Source organism: Paracoccus versutus (assembly GCF_000763885.1).
Lineage (GTDB): Bacteria > Pseudomonadota > Alphaproteobacteria > Rhodobacterales > Rhodobacteraceae > Paracoccus > Paracoccus versutus.
The window spans coordinates 1-17947 of the sequence record NZ_JRKO01000078.1 but is presented as its reverse complement, the minus strand read 5'-3'; the positions used below and the strand labels follow the sequence as shown (position 1 = coordinate 17947).

The window sequence follows — 17947 nt, the reverse complement described above, 5'->3', positions numbered from 1 at the left end:
GTTGGCGGCGCCGCTCAATTCCGGGCTCATGATCCTGCTGTTGATGGCCGGCTTTCATCATGCGGCGCTGGGGCTCCAGGTTCTGGCCGAGGACTACATTCATTCCGGCGCGCGGTTCGTCGCCGCGGCGGCGATCCAGCTGGCCTGCTTTGCAGGTGCCGTGTTCGGCATCGCTTCGGTGCTGCGCGTCGCGCTGAAGCCATAGGAAGGAGTTCACGTGCTTATCCAGAAATTTCTGCCTACCGCGCGCCGGCACCTGCAATCGATCGATGTGAACGCGGCGCTTCTGCAGGCGGCAAGGCGGCTTGGCGAGGGCTGCGACATGCTGCTGGTCTGCGATGCTGCCGGCCGATTGGCAGGCGTCCTGACCAAGACCGACGTGGTACGCCAGACAGGTCGCTGTGCCGGCGCCAGCTGCACCGCACCCGTCATCGAGGCGATGACGCGCGACGTCACCACCGTGACCCCGGACGGTTGGCTGCAGGATGTCTGGGAGATCATGAAGACCCGCGGCTTCAAGAACATTCCGATCGTCGATGCAAATCGCCACCCGCTCGGCGTGCTGAATGCGCGCGATGTTCTTCAAACGCTGCTGCAGGAAGTCCGGGAGGAGGAAAACCTGCTGCACGATTATGTCATGAATATCGGCTACCGCTGACGCGGGCGCAGGGGATCTGCGTGCCACTCGTCGTCGAGGAGTAAGCGCCCCGAAAACAAACTTGACCGATTCGGAAAGCAGGTCAGCTTGGCACCCGTTCGTTTGCTGTGACCAGTTTAAAGAAACACGGACGAAACAACATCTAATCGCGTCATGACAGCACCCCGAATGCCGCGGAGCGTGCCGCGCTGCGCCGGCTGATCGGGGTATGCGGCAGCAATATTTCGGCGGTGGCGCGGCAGCCGGGGGTGGACCGCAGCACCATCTATCGCCGGATGCGCTGGCTGGGACTGGCGGATGCGGGGGGGGGGCGCCGGCTGACCGGCGATCACCTGCCGGCTGCCGCCAGGCTGCGGCGATGCCGCTCGGACAGCAGGCCGGTCATCTCGCCGATCAGCCGGCCGATGGAACCGGCGCTTTCCCAGGAATAGATCGACACCACCATGGCCGGCTCGCCGCCGAAACTGTCGCAGCGCCGCAGCCGCGCGCCCGAGACCGCCGCGACCGGCAGAAGCGTGATGCCCAGCCCGCCCTCGACGCCCAGGATGACGCTGGGCAGACTGCTGCCGGAAAAGGCGACATACCAGCGCCGCTGCTCACGCTCGATCCGCGCGAACATGGCGTCGCGGTAAAGCCCGCCGGGCGGGAACACCACCAGCGGCACCGGGTCTTGCCAGTCGCGCGGCAGGAGGGCGCTTTCGAACCAGGCCATCGCCTCGGTAAAATGCGCCCGGCAATCGCTCTCGGGAGCGGGCTCCTTGACCACGACGATGTCCAGTTCGGCCGCGCGATAGCGGCGCATCAACTCGCGGCTGAGGCCGACGGTCACGTCCAGCCGGATCTGCGGGAACTGCCGGGTGAAGTCGCGAAAGATCCCACACATCTCGGGGTTGAAGATGTCCTCGGGCAGGCCCAGCCGGATCGAACTGGTGCCGCTGGGATCGCCAAGCGCAGCCGCCGCCTCTTGCTGCAGGGCCAGGATGCGCCGGGCATAGCCCAGAAGCCGCTCACCCTGCAGGGTCGGCAGCACCGGGCGCGCGGCACGGTCGATCAGGGCATGGCCCGCGGCATCCTCCAGCCGGGCCAGTTGCTGGCTGATGGTGGATTGCGTCATGTGCAGCCGTTCCGCGGCGCGGGTGAAGCTGCCGCTATCGACGATGGCGACAAAGGCGCGCAGCAGGCGCGGATCGAGCATCCCGGACTCCATTCGATTTCACGATGTTTATCATCTGGACATTTAATTTCCAGATGATCCCGGTCACGCTTATCCAGAACGCAGGACAAACGACATTCGGGAGGAAACGCATTTGCACACCGAGCACCGCCACAGCCGCCGCGCCTTCCTGTGCGGCACCGGGGGGCTGATGACCGCATCGGCCGTGATGGGCATGGGAGCCGCCAGCGCCGCAGGAGCCGCCGCCGGGGCCGGGGCCGCGGAGGAACTGGCACTGACCGGCGAGATCGCCGAGACGCATTACTACCTGACCGAGGTCCGGCTTGAAAGCGGCTTCGAGCGCGAGGGTGAATACATCACCGCCACCCGCACCGCGCTGCATACGCTGGAAATCCGCGACGGCAGCATCCAGGCGATCCTGGAGGAAGGCGCCGCGCTGACGCCGGACGTCCCGCGCTATTCGGCCGGGGGCAAGCTGGCGCTGCCGGCCTTTCGCGACATGCATATCCACCTGGACAAGACCTTTTATGGCGGGCCGTGGCAGGCGCCGCTGCCCCGGCAGGGCAAGACGATCATGGACATGATCGCACGCGAGGAAATCCTGCTGCCGAAGCTGTTGCCCACCTCGCAGCAGCGGGCCGAGGCGCTGATCGATCTGCTGCTGTCGCAAGGCACGACCGTGGCGCGCAGCCATTGCAACATCGACCCGGTCAGCGGGCTGAAAAGCCTGGAGCATCTGCAACTTGCGCTGGAAAAGCACCGCGACCGCTTTGAATGCGAAATCGTGGCCTTCCCGCAGCACGGCCTGTTGCATTCCAAGGTGGACGGGCTGATGCGCGAGGCGATGGCCATGGGCGTGCAATTCGTCGGCGGGCTGGACCCGACCAACGTGGACGGCGCGATGGAGCAGTCGCTGGACGCGATGTTCCAGATCGCGCTGGACCATGACAAGGCGGTGGACATCCACCTGCACGAAACCGGCCCCTCCGGCACCGCCGCGATCAACTACATGGTCGAGACGGTCGAGCGCACGCCGCAACTCAAGGGCCGGCTGAACCTGAGCCACGCCTTCGCGCTGGGAACGCTGCCCGAGGCCGAACTGGACGCGCTGGCCGAGCGCATGGCGGCGCAGGGCGTCACGGTGATCTCGACCGTGCCCATCGGGGCGCTGACCATGCCCCTGCCGCGCCTGCGCGAAAAGGGCGTGACGCTGATGACCGGCACCGACAGCGTGATCGACCACTGGTCGCCCTTCGGCACTGGCGACATGCTGGAAAAGGCCAACCTGATGGCGCAGGTCTATGGCGGCAGGGACGAATTCGCCCTGACCCGCGCCATGGCCATCGCCACCGGCGACGTGCTGCCGCTGGACGATGCGGGCGACCGCGCCTGGCCGAAACCCGGGGATGCGGCGGAGTTCGCGCTGGCCGAGGCCAGTTGCTCGGCCGAGGCGGTGGCCCGGCGCTCGGCCCGCAGCGCCACCTTCCACAAGGGCCGGCTGGTCTACGGCGGCGTCGCCCGAGCCTGACCCGCGACAGGCAGGGCGGCCATCGCCGCCCTGCCCCATTTCCTGCCCGCCTGCGCGACCGGACCCTGGTCGCAAAGCCCGGCGAAGCGGTCGCGCAGCAGGTTCTTCTGCACCTTGCCCATGGCGTTGCGCGGTAACTCGTCCACGAACAGCACGCGCTTGCGCTGCCTGAACCTCGCCAGCCGCCCTTCCAGCAGGGCCAGCATATCCGTCCCGGTCAGGGCGGAGCAGCCAGTCGGGACCACGACCGCCGTCACCCTCTCGCCCACGCGCCTCTCAATACAGGTGCTCTTTGGCGTGGAGATCCGACGAACGACGGGGTTCATCGATAACCTCCTGCGGCTTGTCGGGCTGGACTGGGCTGCGGCCGGTTTCGGCAGCGGGCCTCCCGGCATCGCGGTCGAGAATACTGAACCGCCAGCGATACTGTCGATGCAGCCCTGAACCAACCGGCTGGACATGTGTTCGTGGCCGGTGCGCCCGAACTGCCCGATTGCCATTGCTGCGGCATCTGGACCGAACCGCCTATGGCCGTTCTGCAAAAAGAGTATCCGCTCGCCATACAATCCGCCGCCATATGAGCTGATCTGGCAGGCGAACGGCCGATATTTTGCATGCTTCAAGATAAGAAAGGCCGCCCTTTTGCAGCCCGAGCGATCGATTATACTTGGATGATTAGCGAGTTATGACAGCGGTGGTTGCGGGGGCCCTCCGCCATGGCCGCCACGGCTATCGCCAGATCGCCGAACTTCGGCTCAGCCGATCGGGCCGGGTGGTCAATGACAAGCAGGTCGCGCGGCAAGGACGGGGTAAGGCGGACAGACAACCAAAGCGAGACCGGCTCTGGCTCAATGACGGGTGACGGCTGATGTATCCGCCTGCGCGCCGAGCAGCCCAACCATATCTGGTTCCACGACCTCGTCGAAGATCGAACCCAGCCGCGTCATTCTTTTGCCGTTTCACAAAGGGCATAAGCTGAAGAAATGGGCCGGACATCGTGGTCCTACGCCCGCCCGAGCTGAATGGTAAGCGCCATCACGTGCTTCCAACGCAACGACGCAGCTTGGCTGCATTGAGAAGAATTCCACACCTTGCCCCGCATCGTCAGCGGGCGGAACGACCGATCAACAGTATTGGCAGCCTTGCGCCTGAAAGGCATTCTCCTTCCACGGTGTTCTTCCACCCCTACCCTGGCAGATCAATGCCGCCGGGGGCCATCCTATCATATCAAGATCGACCCACCAGGAGAGGTCGATCAACCAAAGGACAACACTATACCATTGCATGAATTGAGAGCATTTGATCGAATAAACAAATGAGTGACTTGCAGTTGTGAAAATGGTAGAATTTTACCATTATTTCCCGTCTAGGTGCATCCGATGCCACACACATCCGGCACGACCTCCACCTTTCGGCAAGAAGAACAGAATAAGCAGGACAAATGGAGCGATCTCTTCAAGAGTGAGGAAGAGATCATTGACGACGCCTATGGTAGAGCCGGGAAAGAGGACCGGAAAGGCTACCGGACAGGCATCTGCCTTTCGGGCGGCGGCATTCGCTCCGCAACCTTTGCTTTGGGGGTTCTTCAGGCTTTGGCAAAGGCGAAACTCATCAAGCATCTCGACTATATGTCGGCGGTCTCGGGCGGCGGATATATCGCATCAGCGATGGCGCTGCATTACGCGCAAAACCGCGATGAAAATCCGTCCGAAGCGGGGGATCCAGATGGGAACTTTCCATTCAAGGAGCCCGAGGAGGACGATGATGGTAGTCGCGCACTGAACTTTTTGCACAACAATGCGAACTATCTTGCGCCGGAAGGCTTCCGGGGTTTTGCAACCGGCTTCTACGTTGTTGCCAGATCAATCCTGTTCAACCTGTTCATCTGGACGCTGCTTGCCGGCGTTGTCGTTGCAGCTCTCATGAAATTTTCCATGTGGATCATTCCCAAGGATAATTCCTGGTATAAGGGCTGGCATAGCTACCTGTCGTGCCCTCGCATGACAGGATCCTGGCTTGAACAATATTCGGACTATATATGCAGGCACGAAAATATCGTTTTCTGGCTGTCTCTTACGCTATCACTTTTCCTTTTTGGCGTAATCGTTGTTCTGATGGTCATGGCTTCCATCTCGAGCTTCCGGCCGAACGAGGCGGGAAAGACGGAGGAGGAAAATCTCTGGCGATTCTCCACGGGTCTCGTTCTGCTCTGCCTGCCCTTCGTAGCCCTTGTGCTTTGGGGAGCCGAGCCATGGCCCATGCTCCGGTCCATGCCCTGGTTCGTGAAGCCCGCCCCAGTCGTTATCTTAACGGCTTTTACACTGGTTGGTCTCTGGTTGGTCGGAGCATATATTCCCGCCCGCCTCCGTGGAGGCGGCCGGTCGCAGAATGGCCCGCCCGCCCCGGAATACGGACGGCGGCGCATGGTCGAGGCCCTCTCTGGGGGAATGCTCATTCTCGCTGTGGGATTCCTTCTGGTCGGCATCATTCCTTTCATTCCTCCTCTCCTTCCCTTTTTAGTCGGCGAGATCGGTGGCGGCCCAAAAGGCGTTGAAGAGGGCGGCCACCTGGGCCTTCTGCCTTTCGCTATCTATCTCATAGCCACCATGTCGGCGCTTTTCGGTTTCTACCAGGCGCGGCTGAAGGGCGTATTGGGACAGAAAGCCGCCGTGGTCATTGTCGCTGGCTCTGCGATCCTTGTCTATGGCGCAGGCATAGCCGCATATCTGGCCGCGCTGGACCTGCTCGAGGTCCATAAGGCGCTCTTGGACAATACCAATCCGCTCGAGCTTCGCCATGTTCTCTATATGGTTGCCGTGATCACCGCTGCCGCGCTCTGTTTCATTGTCAATATAAACGATATATCATTGGGTCGCTTTTATCGCGATCGGTTGATGGAAGCCTATATGCCGGACAAGGCAAGCATCGACCTCCGCAAAGTCGGTGCGGCGGGTTCGGCCGATCGCTACAAGATGAGAGAACTCGCAAACTTTCCCCAAAAGGATAAGCCTGGCGAGGATGAAGCCAATATCGTTATGCCGTCTGAACCGCGCAGGCTCAACGGACCCTATCCGCTGATCTGCACGACGGTGATGACGCCCTGGGCAGAAGACACGACAGACCGGCGGCGCGGCGGCGATTCCTTCATCCTTTCGCCACTCTATTGCGGCTCGACAGTGACGAGCTGGCAACCCACTCGAGAAGCGCTCGGCGGGAATCTGTCGCTGCCGACGGCCATGGCAATCTCCGGCGCGGCTGCAAATCCAGGTGGTGGTTTCGCGGGTTCCGGTCCTACAACCAATATCGTCGTAGCAACTGCGATGACGCTTCTCAGCATGCGCCTCGGCTATTGGTTCCGATGGCGAAAAATAGCGAAGTGGCGTCAATGGTTGAATCCATATGGCAACCACCTTTTCCCCGTCACGACCAACCTGCTGCGTCGGGTATTAAACTCCAAAACGAAAAACCCGGTGTTCGTTGAACTCAGCGACGGCGGGCATTTCGAGAACCTGGGACTCTATGAGCTGGTGCGTCGGCGCTGCGCATTGATTATCGTTTGCGATGGCGAGTCGGACCCCACCACTGCCTATAACAATTTTACCGCGGCCATCCGGCTTATTCGCGAGGATTTTGCCGCGGAGATAGAGTTCAACATGAAGATCTTCGACAAGAGTGGCGGAGAATTCCAGCCCTCTGGACCACAGCATATCGTGGCACGGAAGCACGAAAACGAATATCCCAAGGAGGTCGAGTTCGCGCGCCGCGGCTACTTCCTAGGAACGATCCGCTACGCCAGCCAAAGCCAGCTGGAAAAACGCATCAGGAAAGTTCCTGCCGCCTCGCATTCCAAATATGGCAAGGCTCCAGAAGAGAAACTTGGGCCAGAAGAAGGGCTGCTCATCTATCTCAAATCCGCCCTCATTCCAGGCTTATCGATCTCGACACGCAGCTATCGGGGTGGACACCCCGAATTTCCCTATGAGAGCACGACGGACCAGTTTTTCTCGATGGAGCAGTTCGAGGCTTATCGTGACGTTGGAAAGAGAATCGCGGGCCAGATGCTTGATGAAACCGACCTCGCCCTGCTGTTCAAGGATGGGCGTCCGTCTTGGTCCGGCTTAATAGGCTTCGATACCTCCAGGAGGTTCGGCCGATAATCCATGGTGCATTGCCTGAAAATGACATCGAATTGAACCGATGTGCCAGAAGCCTGGATCAGGGGGCTTCCTGGCAAGCGGCCCTGTGATTCCATTCCTTTGGGAAGATGGATCATGTCAGCACCGCACCATCGGCATTTTGGGTTCGGTTTCCGCGCTACCTCAATGAAGGTCCAGGCGCGGCGGCGGCACGGTTGAAGCTGCCGCCGGCGGCAGGTGTGCGGTGGGTGCGAAGCGATGGGTCATGCGCGGGCCACCCCTCAGGACCGTCCCAAGGGCCATGGCAAGCTCGCACCGCATCCGACGAACGTCCTGGTCAGGGCGCCGATATGACCCTGCTCGACCCGTCCGCACACTAAAAACCCTCAGCGGCCTCAAGCCCCGCGAACGAGGCCTTCCGCAGGCGATCATGCGCACAAAAGGCGGCCTGAACGCCAGGCTGGACATGCTCAGCGGCAAGAGGGTCTGCCCGCTAAATTTCCTCTCCGGCCTGAGAGTGCGGCAGATATTGATATTGCCAAAACGCTCAAAATGGAGAAAACTGACCGAGACCCTATCCAGAATTCGAATCGACTGTCGACCGGCAGTCCTGCACCCTGTTGGGCTTTTATTAATCCGGCATCCGCGAAAATCGCCGTTCGCCGGAACGATATTGACGTGACGCCTCCTTGATAGCATTCGGTGATCTGCACAATGTGCAGATCAAAATCGTCTTGTGGCAGCTGATGAGTTCTCTGCGGTTAAAATTGCTCCCGCTCTGTGCATTGTAATCCGATACAGTGCGAGCGCGCTTGAAAGCGGGATTCGCTGTGGATGATATCTATCAAGAACCCATAGATAACGTCGATCTTCATGCGCGCCTCCATCGGGAATGCGAGGCGATGATCGCGCTGATGGCCGGTCGGGGGATTTCCTGCGCTCCGGCCATTCTTGAGCGAATAACGATCCTCGACCTGGGAATCTCGAAACGCCAGGATATTCCGATCAAGGATCTGGTCGCCCTGCATGCCGCCCTGGCCGAAGTGATCCGCCCTGCGCTACCACAGTCGGTTGAACTGCTGCATTGGGACGCGACCCGGCGCAAAATTCCGTTCTGGGATCTGTTGCATTTTCTTGCCCCCGTCTCGGCGGTTCGCAAGGTGATCCTGTTCACCATCCTGTGCTTCTTCGTCTTTTTCGCCGTATTGATCTTTGGACCGCTGACAGCCGAGCAGGTTGGCAACGGTATCCCGCTGTTCAACACCGAAGTTGAAGCGGATATGGCGTCTGCCGAGAATACGGGCGGAACCGCGGGCGGAAACATGAACCACTTCGCCCTGTTCTGCCTTACGCTGTTCTACGTCTCGCTCAGCGCGATCGGCGCCTGTTTCGCCACGCTCTACGATGCCAACCGCTATGTCTGCGAAGGCACCTATGATCCCCGGCGGGGATCGAGCTATGCCATTCGCATCGGGCTGGGCATGATGTCGGGATTCCTGCTTTCGCAGGTGCTTTTCGGCCTGACCGGCGATGCGCGCCTTTTCGGCCGGGTTGTCCTGGCATTGCTGGGCGGATTTGCGGGCGAATTGATCTACCACATCCTGAACAAGCTGGTGGGTGCCGTCGAAAGTGTGTTCAAGGAAGATCCCCGCAGCCTCGTCGAGCGGATCACGCGGGAAGCCGAGGCGCGCGAACAGGCGGCCATCCAGCGTCGGCAAGCCGCCCAGACGGTGGAGGCGGTGACCTTTGCGGCCCAAATGGAGGCGGCGGGCGATCCTGCCGCCCGCGCCGCCGCCACCCGCGAATTCCTCGCGCGGTCCTCGGGCACGGAACAGGCCGCTGCCGGGAACGCCTCCGATCCTGTCACGATTACGGTGCAGAAAGCCGCGGCGACCGCTGCCTTCCTGCGCCGCGCGCTGGAAATCCTGCCCTCTGGCGAAGGCGCGAAGCTGCGTGATGCGCTGGACCGGCTGGAAAAGGGGATCGCCCGCGTCCGCAACATCGACGACCGCGGGGAGCTGGCGGTAGAGGCGGCGAAGCTTGGCGGTCTCGCCCTGGCCAAAGGGCCGCTGAAGGGCATCCTTGCCGCCAGCCTGGGAAAGCTTGCGGGGCCGCTCGCCCCTCTCGGCATCTCGCCGGGCGGCCTTGCGCTGATGGTGGTGACGCTGGCCGGCCAGCACGGCGCCGTCGCCTATCGCCGCTGGAAAGCGCGGGTGCTGAACGCCCCCTACCTGCCCGATCTCCTGCCGGTCGATCCGATCGACGCGGCAGCGGTCCAATCCGCCCTCGACGACATGCCGGATGCCCTGGCCGCCCTTCAACCGGGGTCGGACGACATGGCTGCGCTCAACCGTCTCGGCCAGGCTGCGGCCGACCTTGATCACGACAGCTTTTTCGACAGCTTCGGCCGCGCCTTCGCCGGCACGCGCGAAGAGTTCGATGCTGCCGTGGCCGGCTTCCGGGACCGGATGAGGCAACTGCGCCGTGTCGAACTCGACCGGCTGGTGACGACAGAGATCCCGGAACCGATGCTCGTCCTGTCCGGCGCGCCCGACCGCGGCAGCCTGCTTGCTGCGCTCGACATGCTCCAGGAAACGCCGGAAACGCTGGCGGAACTGGAAAAGCTTTTCCTGATGGCCGCCGCCATGCGCGACAGCCCCACCGCGGCAATCGACCTGCAATTGCTCCGCGAGGCCCTGGCTGCCGCAGAAAAGGAGGCCATGCCATGAGACTGCCCTATCTGCTTGCCGCCACGCTGACTGCGCTGGTCGTGCTGGCGGGCTGCGACGACCCCGGCGACCAGATCGCCAGAGTTGTCGATCCAGAAATGGCGGAACTTGTCAAAGTGCAGGCGATGGACCGGCCTGCGGCGGCTGCGCATGTTCCGCAATGTCGCATAAGGGAAGAAGGCTGCGCCCGCGTCCATGAGATCACCGGCGATGCATGCCTGCGCATGGCGCAGGACCGGCTGGCCAGCGGCGGTGCCGCGCCCTATGCCGCATGTGCGGCCGCCCGGTTCGGCGTCCTGCGCAATGCCGGGGTGCCCGGCACCAGCCTGCGCGGGCTGGAGGCCGAAAGGCTGGTGCGGGAAACGGCCAGCCGCGCAGAGGCCAATGAGGCCAATATGCGGCTGGCCGCGCTGGCCGCGGGGGTGGATCACCCCGCTGCGGGCTATTATCGCGCCAGCGCCGTCGATTGGCAGGCCGCTTTCGCCGGTCCTGTCCCCTGCGCTGCCCTGCAGGAGGCGCAGGGTCATGCCCGGCAGGCCGCCGCCGCTGGACCGGCCGAAGGGCTCGACAATCGGGCGGCCGCGACCACGCTGGCGAACCGGCTTTCCCAGCGCAACCAAGCCGGGGGATGCACGTGATGGAGACCGCGATCCTTCAGTATCTCGGCCCGCCGATGATGAGAGGGCCAATGGTGTTGTTGCTGCAGCTCCGTCTTGCCCAGCTTGCGCTTCTGCCAATCGAGGGGGTGGACGGTCTCTTTGGTCCGCAGACCGCGCAGGCGGTGCGGGCGCTGCAGGCCCGCATGCGCCTGCCGATAACCGGCGCATTGGAGGCTGAGCTGGCCCGCCAGTTGATCGCCGGGCTGGCCGATGATGCGCGACCAGAGCTTTCGGCAAGTTCGCCCCTTTCCACCATGGCGTCACCCGCCGGGCTTGGCGCCCAGCTCCGGCCGGGCCTGCGGCCGACTCGGCACCCGCGCCCGAGGCCTGCCGAGCGGCTTCGCGCTGTTCCAGCGGATCAGCTGCCCAACGCCCGGCCCAAGCGGATCATTCTGCATTGGACGGCGGGCAATGCCAGGGCGTCAACCCAGGATCTGCAGCACTATCACTTCTGCATCGAACAGGACGGCACCATTCGGCGCGGCAACCGCACCATCGCAGACAATGACTCCACCGCGGATGGCCGCTATGCCGCCCACACGCGGCAATGCAACACCCGCTCTGTCGGTCTGGCGCTGTGCGGCATGGCCGGGGCGCAGGAGCGACCCTTTCGCGCTGGCCGCGCGCCGATACGCGAGGCGCAGATTCCGGTGCTCGCCCGTCTCGCCGCCCAGATCTGCCAGCGCTACGACATTCCGGTCAGCCGCGAAACGGTGCTGGCGCATGGCGAGGTCCAGTCGATCCTGAAAATCCCCCAGAACGGCAAATGGGATCCGCTGGTCCTGCCCTGGCGACCGGAGCTTTCTCCGCGAGAGGTCGGCGATCTGCTGCGCGCCGAGGTTGCCCAAGCGCTCGCCTCTCCCGCCGCCGATCCGGTCGGGGGCGACGAAGCCCCAGGCCGGTTCCCCCTCTTCATCAACGGCCGCGAGGTGGTCGGCGGCGGCATCCCCGAGGATGGCGAGGATTGGGTGCCGCTCGCCCCCCTTCTGGAAGCGACCGGCTGGCAGAGCGAATCGCCCGAGGGCCTGTCCAGCGTGACCCTGACGGGCCCGGCAGTGCTGATCCGCGCAGGCGAGGCCACGGCCTGGGTCGATCTTCGCACCGAGGCAGGGATGGATCTGATCTTTCTCGATGATCTCGTGGAGGAACTGGACCTCAGCCTCAGCATCGAACCCGACGGCACCCGACAGCTCAAGGGTGATCCCGGCGGCGGGTTTGCAACGCTCGACGGCACCCGCTTTCAGCGGGTCACGGTGGCGCGCGGCGATACCCTTCGCGCCATCGCGCGCCACCATCTCGGCGACCCGGAGTTGTGGCGGCAGATCCGCGATCCCGATGGCCAGGTGTTCAACGAATCAACGGCGCGCACGCTGGCCGCCGGCATTCAGGTTCTGGTGCCGGTCGTTCCGGCTGCCAGGCCCGCCGCGCCGACCGGCCCCATGGATGCCGCAGCCTTTGCCGAAATCGCGCAGGCGGTCTCGCAACTGACCCATCGCCTGAACAAGGATGCGGCCCAGAAAGCGGTGCCCATCATCCTCGCCGCCTGCCTGGCCGAGGGGATCACCGACCCGAGCCACCTGGCCTATGTGCTTGCGACCGCCGAGCATGAAACCAATTTCGGCCGCCAGATGATCGAGAAATGGGGCAATCCGCCCTCGGCCAACCAGCAGCGGTATCAGGGCCGGTTCGGCAATATCCACGCCGGCGATGGCAAGCGGTTCCGGGGGCGCGGCTATGTTCAGCTGACCTTCCGCGACAATTATCGCCGGTTCGGCAAGGCGATCGACCTGCCGCTGGAAGATAACCCGGACCTCGCAGCCGAGGAAGAAACTGCCGCGCGGCTGATGGCGATCGGCATGGGCCGGCTTGGCTATACCCGCGGCTTTCCGGTCCTGGCTACCTTCGGAAGCGGCGAGAATTTCGATTTCACCGCCGCACGGCGCATCATCAACGGCGACGGCAACACGAAGACCGACCGCTACCCGGTCCCATTCGGCCAGGCCATCGGCGGCCGCGCCCAGGCCTATGCAACCGTTCTTCTTCAGCGGTTGCTCTGACGTCCGCTCCGGTTTCGGAGGACACTCCGCAGCGCGCGCATGAAACGATCTGTCCATCAGATGCCAATGCCTGCCTGCATGGAATGACGACGCGCATTGCGAGGAAGGGGATAAGACGAAGGTAGCCGCTTGATCCACGCAGGCCCGCCCGAACTGTCCACCCTGCACAAGGGCAAGATGCGGAAACCCACGTCGATGACATTCTTGAGGTCGGCAGGATAACCGTTTTTGATCGGAGCGAAGGAACCTGGTTAACAGGCTGGCTGAAGCTTCTCGATGTCTTCCTTGGTCAGGACAGCCCCGCCCGTTGCCTCGATATTCCCCTGGCCATCCGCAACCAGCGTGATCGCGTCCAGGACGATTGTGCCTTCAGCAGCCGAGGTTATTTCCTGATCCTGGAGAGATCCGCCATCGCCAGAGCCGAGCATCCTCCGCCGGATATGACCGCGGTGAGTTTCACTTATCACTCCATAAAGATGTGTTTGGGCTGGCGATGGCTGGCGCTTCACACCTAATAGCCTTTCGCTCCCGCCAACATCATTATTTTGTTACGAAATGCTTCTGCGCCATAATGGCATGCCGAATTTTCAGCCCCGGCATGAATGTTGGACTTAATAGCATCGCTAGGATGGAATATGCCCGCGAAAGATTGCGCAAAATCCCCGCCGGCATTTCAAACCATCCAGTGTTTTTGGCGTGCAAAAATTTAGAGATCCGGGATGATCCCAAATTTCCCAGGCAGGCCTTCCATCAAATCGCGATGGTTTCCGCGCATGGCAGTCGGCAGATCTGCAAAAGCCCATGCGGCTCGCGGTTGCTGATCGCGATGCTGCCGCCGTGCCGCTCGATGATCTCGCGCGCGATGGCCAGCCCGAGCCCGGCGCCGGGAAAGGATTTGCGCCGGGCCTGGTCGACGCGGAAGAAGGGCTCGAAGATCTGCGCCAGCAGCTCGGGCGGCACGCCGGGACCATCGTCCTCGATGCGGATCACCGCATGGTCGCCCTGGCGCCCCAACGCCACCCGCGCCCCGCCGCCATGGGTCGCGGCATTGGCGATCAGGTTGCGCAGCGCCCGCTTCAACGCGATGGGGCCGGCATGGACGGTCAGCGGCGGCAGCTCGCCCAGTTCGACCTTCTGGTCCAGGGCGCACAACTCCGAAGCGATCTGGCGCAACAGCGGGTCCAGCCGGATGGGCTCGGCCCCGTCCGCCCCGACCTCCTCGCGCACCAGGCGGATGGCGCTGTCGGCGATCATGTCCAGCTCTTCGAGATCCAGGAGCCATTTCGCCCGCTCGGCCTCGTCCTCGATGAACTCGGCGCGCAGCCGCATCCGGGTCATCGGCGTGCGCAGGTCGTGCCCCGCCGCCGCCACCAGCCGCATCCGGCTTTCCATCGCCTGCCTCAACTGCGCCGAAAGCCGGTTCAGTGCCCGCGCCGCGGTCCGCACCTCGCCCGTGCCGGTCTCGGGGATCTGCTCCAGAACGCCGTCCGGGCCGACGCGATCCACCGCGTCCTCGAGCAGTTGCAGCGGCCGCGTCAGCCGGCGCGCGGCATGGAGCGAGATGGCGGCGCTGCCCAGCACGATCAGGGCCAGCCACACCGCAAGCACCTTCCAGCGCCCCGGCGGCGGCGACATATCCGGGATCGGCAGCACCAGCCATCCCTGCGGCAGCACATGGACCGAGGCGACCAGCGGCTGGCGCTCGCCCTGCCGCGTCACCACCACGTCGAGCGGCGTGCCGGTGCGGCGCAGCGCCTCGCGCAAGAACCCGGTCTCGTGCATGTCGATCTCGCCCGGCGCGGGTTCGGGCCGCAGCTCTGTCCGGGGTGTCGCGCCGCTGCCATGGCCCAGCAGGGCGACGGTCAGGTGGATCTGCATCGCCACCGGCTCCATCGTGGCCTGCGGCGATGGCGGCTGCATTACCTGCGTCGCGGCATAGCTCGCCAGCACCACGACGCTGACGATGGCCGCGATCAGCAGGGCCGCGATGCGGGTGCGCAGCGAACTCATCCCCGGCCCTCGCCCACGCTGCTCACCGGCACGGCAAGCTGATAGCCGCCGTTGCGCACGGTGCGGAATATCGTCGCGTCGTGCTTTTCGCCCAGCTTGCGGCGCAGCCGGCTCATCAGCACGTCGATCGAGCGGTCCAGCGGATCGCGGTCGCGGCCTTGGGTCAGGTCCAGCAACTGGTCGCGCGACAAGAGCCGGCCCGGCCGTTCCAGAAAGACCCGCAGCAGGTCGAACTCGGCGCCGGTCAACTCGACCTCGCTGCCATCCTCGGCCAGCACCCGGCGCTGACCGGGATCGACCTCGAAACCGGCAAAGCCGTAGGTCCGGGCCTCGGGGGTGGCGGCTTCGTCCGGTCCGGCTGTCCGGCGCAGCACGGCCTTGATGCGGGCGACCAGTTCGCGCGGGTTGAAGGGCTTGCCCAGATAGTCGTCGGCCCCGAGTTCCAGCCCGATGATGCGGTCGACGTCCTCCTTCAGGGCCGTCAACAGGATGATGCGCAGTTCGGGCCGGTGTTCGTGCAGGCTGCGGCAGATGTCCAGCCCCGAACCGTCGGGCAGCATCACGTCCAGCACGATCAGGTCGGGATTGCCGTCCGCCACCCGCGCCTCGCACTCGCGCCGGTCGGCGGCGGTCAAGACGCGGAACCCCTGCCCCTCCAGGTAGCGGCGCAGCAGGGTGCGGATTTCAGCGTCGTCATCGACGATAAGGATACGGTTCATCGGCACCACCTTGACATGCCGCCGTTCTAGCGGATTTCCGGGCATCCCGCCTGGGCAAATTTGTGACGAAACATTGCCGAAACGGCCCTCGGAAACCGTCGTTTGCAAAACTCGGTCGCCCGGAAAGAATTCGTCACCGGCAAGACCTAAGCCGGACAAGGGTGGGGCGTAGCGTCATCGGCATCGCAACCGATGAAAGGCCCGTCCGATGAAGAACGCCCTGTCGAAGACCCTGGCGGTGGCCGCCCTGCTATGCGCCTCCGGCACCCCCCTGGCCGCGCTGGCGCAGAGTGCCGGCGAAGCGCCGCCCGCCGCGGCAGAGGAACCTGCCCATCCCATGCCCGACCTTGCAGGGCACGGCCACGGCCGTCCCGATGCCTTCCGTCCCGATGCCTTCCGTCCCGCTATCGACCAGCCCGGCCCCGCAGGCCTGTCCCCGGCCCTCGGCCTTGCCGGCTATCTTGCCGCCGCCGAGACCTTCCTGGGCATCACCGCAGAGCAGCAGGATGCCTGGCGCGACTATTGCCAGGCGCTGATCTTCTTCCTCGAGCCGGCTGCCCCGCCGGCACCTGAAGCCGGGGCCCAGGGCGACAGGCCCCCGGCTGGTCAGGCCCGCCCCCTGGCCGCCGAGCGCATGGCAGCGCAGGCCCTTGCCCGCGCCGGCAAGGCCCGCGCCCTGCTGGATGCCGCGACCGCCCTGCGCGGAACGCTGGAGCCGGCCCAGCTGGAGAGGCTGCAGCAGGTCGATCCGGGCTTTGGTCCGGGATCGCGCAACCCGCGGCATGAAAGCCCGGAACGGTCGGGTCTGCACCAGCCCCGGCCGGGCCAGCAGCCCGCACCAGCGCGCTGAGCCATCCTGCGTCGGGCAAAGACGCCAGACGCACCTTCCTTCCAGACCGCAGAACAGCAAGGACAGATGCAATGCGTCGCTTTCTCATGATGACCGCGATAGCGGTGACGGCAATCGGCAGCAGCCAGATGGCCATGGCCGAGACCCGGCCGGATGGCCCGCCGCCGGAATGCCGGCAGGACGATCGCAAATGCCCGGCGCCCCCGGCAAAGGATGCCCGCAAAAAGGGCGAAGAGCCCAGGGGTGAACGCCGCGAACCGCCGCCGCAGGAAGCCCGGCGCGACGGGCACAAGCCGCCCCAAGCGCCGGATCACCGTCTGGGCAAGGCGCGGGACGCGAAAGGCAAGCCGCCGGTGGATAGCCGCAATGCCTTGCGCGTGGGCGACAGCGGCCGCGACGGCCGCGCCTTCCAGCGCGCCGGCAACAGCCGATACGCCCCGGCACCGCGCGGCCAGGAATATCGCGTGGTCCGCGACCAGCTTGTGCTGGTGGACCAGAAGACCAAGCGCATCGTGTCGATCCTTGGCCCGATCCAGGCGCAGCGCTGAAGGAAATCCCATGAAAAAGGCGATGATTCTGGTGGCCTTGACCCTGCTGAACCTGGCCACGACACCTGGCCTGGCCGAGCCCGCCGCGCGTTGCGAGCAGGCCGCGCAGCGCTGTGTGCTCAAGACCGAGGCGGCGAAAAGGCCCGCCGTATCCGACACCGGCGAGCAGCCCCGCAAAGGACCGAAAGTCGGCGAAGTCACCCATGGCGGCCGGTCGCTCAGGACCGCCGAAGCGCGGAAACTGGCCAGGCCCGCGACCGGCCGTGCCTATCGCGTGGTGGAGGAGCGCGTGGTTCTGGTCGATGCCGGAACCATGAAGGTGCTGCAGGTTCTGGGCTTGGCCTCGGACATCCTGCGCTGACCGCTTCCAGGTGACGCACCAGAGGCGACGGCCGGACACATCCGGCCGACGCCTCTTCTTTTACTGCCCGGCGTAGCGCGCCGGGACGGTCGAAATCACACGCCCCGATGCATCCACCCGCAGGAAGACGCCGGGTTGCAACTCCCAATGCTGGCCGTCGTCGGGTCTTGGCAATGCGTGATTGTGGTAATCGACCCTGACGCCCCGGCCGCTGCGCACCACCGGCTCGAGGCCCTGGGCTTCCGTGCCCACAGGATAGCGGTAGATACGCCCCGTCGGCTCGTCCTTTTCCGAGCAGGCGGCCAGGGCGATCACCAGGGCGAGCAGAGGAATGGTTTTCACGATGATTTCCTTTCGGGATTGCTTTTCCTGGGAAGCTGCTCCCCGTCCCCTCACCCTTTTTCGAGTGCTGTTACGGGTTCGAGCTTTGCGGCGTTGACGGCTGGGAGGTAGCCGAAGATCAGGCCGATGCCGCAGGCGCTGGCCAGGGCGGCGACCATGGAGAGGGGCGAATAGAC

At 64.3% G+C, this 17947-nt stretch carries 15 protein-coding genes and 1 pseudogene; 11 read left to right on the top strand and 5 right to left on the bottom strand.

Annotated features, from left to right (window positions below; all coding sequences use genetic code 11):
* Together IT40_RS29385 and IT40_RS23685 are read left to right on the top strand one after the other, a co-directional pair.
* A partial coding sequence (locus IT40_RS29385; protein WP_036760301.1) for a succinate dehydrogenase/fumarate reductase transmembrane subunit occupies window positions 1–205 on the top strand: 205 nt, incomplete at its 5' end.
* A gap of 12 nt (window positions 206–217) precedes the next feature.
* Entirely contained in the window at window positions 218–658 is a 441-nt protein-coding gene (locus tag IT40_RS23685) for a CBS domain-containing protein (RefSeq protein WP_036760300.1), read from the top strand.
* Between the two features lie 328 nt (window positions 659–986).
* On the opposite strand, the gene IT40_RS23680 is transcribed toward IT40_RS23685, so the two are convergent.
* Window positions 987–1853: a LysR family transcriptional regulator gene (locus IT40_RS23680; protein ID WP_036760305.1), complete on the bottom strand. Its 867-nt coding sequence runs from the start codon at window positions 1851–1853 to the stop codon at window positions 987–989.
* A 112-nt stretch (window positions 1854–1965) separates the two neighbouring features.
* On the opposite strand from IT40_RS23680, the gene IT40_RS23675 reads away from it, so the two are divergent.
* Window positions 1966–3360, top strand: a complete 1395-nt coding sequence (locus IT40_RS23675; protein ID WP_036760299.1) for an amidohydrolase family protein — start codon at window positions 1966–1968, stop codon at window positions 3358–3360.
* Here the strand turns inward: IT40_RS23675 and IT40_RS28035 are convergent.
* A complete protein-coding gene (locus tag IT40_RS28035; protein WP_240540683.1) occupies window positions 3336–3629 on the bottom strand; it encodes a hypothetical protein in 294 nt (97 codons plus the stop codon). The genes IT40_RS23675 and IT40_RS28035 overlap by 25 nt on opposite strands.
* Here IT40_RS28035 and IT40_RS30310 point away from each other — a divergent pair.
* The 5 genes and pseudogenes from IT40_RS30310 to IT40_RS27040 all read left to right on the top strand — a co-directional run.
* Window positions 3628–3741 (top strand): annotated as a pseudogene (locus tag IT40_RS30310) (IS5/IS1182 family transposase); the annotation flags it as partial. The gene IT40_RS28035 and the pseudogene IT40_RS30310 sit on opposite strands and share 2 nt — an antisense overlap.
* A gap of 998 nt (window positions 3742–4739) precedes the next feature.
* Window positions 4740–7517, top strand: coding sequence for a patatin-like phospholipase family protein (locus tag IT40_RS23665; protein WP_036760297.1), 2778 nt, complete (start codon window positions 4740–4742; stop codon window positions 7515–7517).
* An 809-nt stretch (window positions 7518–8326) separates the two neighbouring features.
* Window positions 8327–10225 (top strand): hypothetical protein, encoded by a 1899-nt coding sequence (locus IT40_RS23660; protein WP_166443854.1) that lies wholly within the window; start codon window positions 8327–8329, stop codon window positions 10223–10225.
* Window positions 10222–10863: a hypothetical protein gene (locus tag IT40_RS23655; protein ID WP_036760295.1), complete on the top strand. Its 642-nt coding sequence runs from the start codon at window positions 10222–10224 to the stop codon at window positions 10861–10863. Before IT40_RS23660 ends, IT40_RS23655 begins: the two co-directional genes overlap by 4 nt.
* Window positions 10863–12941 carry an N-acetylmuramoyl-L-alanine amidase gene (locus IT40_RS27040; RefSeq protein WP_166436148.1) on the top strand — a complete coding sequence of 693 codons (2079 nt, stop codon included), beginning with the start codon at window positions 10863–10865 and terminating at the stop codon, window positions 12939–12941. The genes IT40_RS23655 and IT40_RS27040 overlap by 1 nt, the downstream gene beginning before the upstream one ends.
* A 750-nt stretch (window positions 12942–13691) precedes the next feature.
* Here the strand turns inward: IT40_RS27040 and IT40_RS23645 are convergent.
* Both IT40_RS23645 and IT40_RS23640 read right to left on the bottom strand, forming a co-directional pair.
* Window positions 13692–14951 carry an ATP-binding protein gene (locus tag IT40_RS23645; RefSeq protein WP_036760294.1) on the bottom strand — a complete coding sequence of 420 codons (1260 nt, stop codon included), beginning with the start codon at window positions 14949–14951 and terminating at the stop codon, window positions 13692–13694.
* Entirely contained in the window at window positions 14948–15670 is a 723-nt protein-coding gene (locus IT40_RS23640) for a response regulator (protein ID WP_036760303.1), read from the bottom strand. Before IT40_RS23640 ends, IT40_RS23645 begins: the two co-directional genes overlap by 4 nt.
* A gap of 208 nt (window positions 15671–15878) precedes the next feature.
* Here IT40_RS23640 and IT40_RS27035 point away from each other — a divergent pair, with 208 nt between their 5' ends.
* From IT40_RS27035 to IT40_RS23625, 3 genes are all read left to right on the top strand, one after another.
* The gene (locus IT40_RS27035; protein WP_052096258.1) at window positions 15879–16520 is read left to right on the top strand and encodes a hypothetical protein; all 642 of its coding nucleotides are present in this window, start codon (window positions 15879–15881) and stop codon (window positions 16518–16520) included.
* A gap of 71 nt (window positions 16521–16591) precedes the next feature.
* Window positions 16592–17068 carry a hypothetical protein gene (locus IT40_RS23630; protein ID WP_147307341.1) on the top strand — a complete coding sequence of 159 codons (477 nt, stop codon included), beginning with the start codon at window positions 16592–16594 and terminating at the stop codon, window positions 17066–17068.
* 10 nt (window positions 17069–17078) lie between these two features.
* Window positions 17079–17429, top strand: a complete 351-nt coding sequence (locus tag IT40_RS23625; protein WP_036760292.1) for a hypothetical protein — start codon at window positions 17079–17081, stop codon at window positions 17427–17429.
* Window positions 17430–17489: 60 nt separating this feature from the next.
* Here the strand turns inward: IT40_RS23625 and IT40_RS29380 are convergent, their stop codons facing one another.
* Complete coding sequence (locus tag IT40_RS29380) at window positions 17490–17771, bottom strand: RcnB family protein (RefSeq protein WP_166436147.1); 282 nt, start codon at window positions 17769–17771, stop codon at window positions 17490–17492.
* Between the last annotated feature and the right edge of the window lie 176 nt (window positions 17772–17947).

Excerpts from the sequence above, each read along its gene's own strand:
- IT40_RS23680 (WP_036760305.1), bottom strand. The coding sequence starts at position 1,853 with ATGCTCGATCCGCGCCTGCTGCGCGCCTTTGTCGCCATCGTCGATAGC.
- IT40_RS23665 (WP_036760297.1), top strand. The coding sequence starts at position 4,740 with ATGCCACACACATCCGGCACGACCTCCACCTTTCGGCAAGAAGAACAG.
- IT40_RS23655 (WP_036760295.1), top strand. The coding sequence starts at position 10,222 with ATGAGACTGCCCTATCTGCTTGCCGCCACGCTGACTGCGCTGGTCGTG.
- IT40_RS27040 (WP_166436148.1), top strand. The coding sequence starts at position 10,863 with ATGGAGACCGCGATCCTTCAGTATCTCGGCCCGCCGATGATGAGAGGG.
- IT40_RS23645 (WP_036760294.1), bottom strand. The coding sequence starts at position 14,951 with ATGAGTTCGCTGCGCACCCGCATCGCGGCCCTGCTGATCGCGGCCATC.
- IT40_RS23640 (WP_036760303.1), bottom strand. The coding sequence starts at position 15,670 with ATGAACCGTATCCTTATCGTCGATGACGACGCTGAAATCCGCACCCTG.
- IT40_RS27035 (WP_052096258.1), top strand. The coding sequence starts at position 15,879 with ATGAAGAACGCCCTGTCGAAGACCCTGGCGGTGGCCGCCCTGCTATGC.
- IT40_RS23630 (WP_147307341.1), top strand. The coding sequence starts at position 16,592 with ATGCGTCGCTTTCTCATGATGACCGCGATAGCGGTGACGGCAATCGGC.
- IT40_RS23625 (WP_036760292.1), top strand. The coding sequence starts at position 17,079 with ATGAAAAAGGCGATGATTCTGGTGGCCTTGACCCTGCTGAACCTGGCC.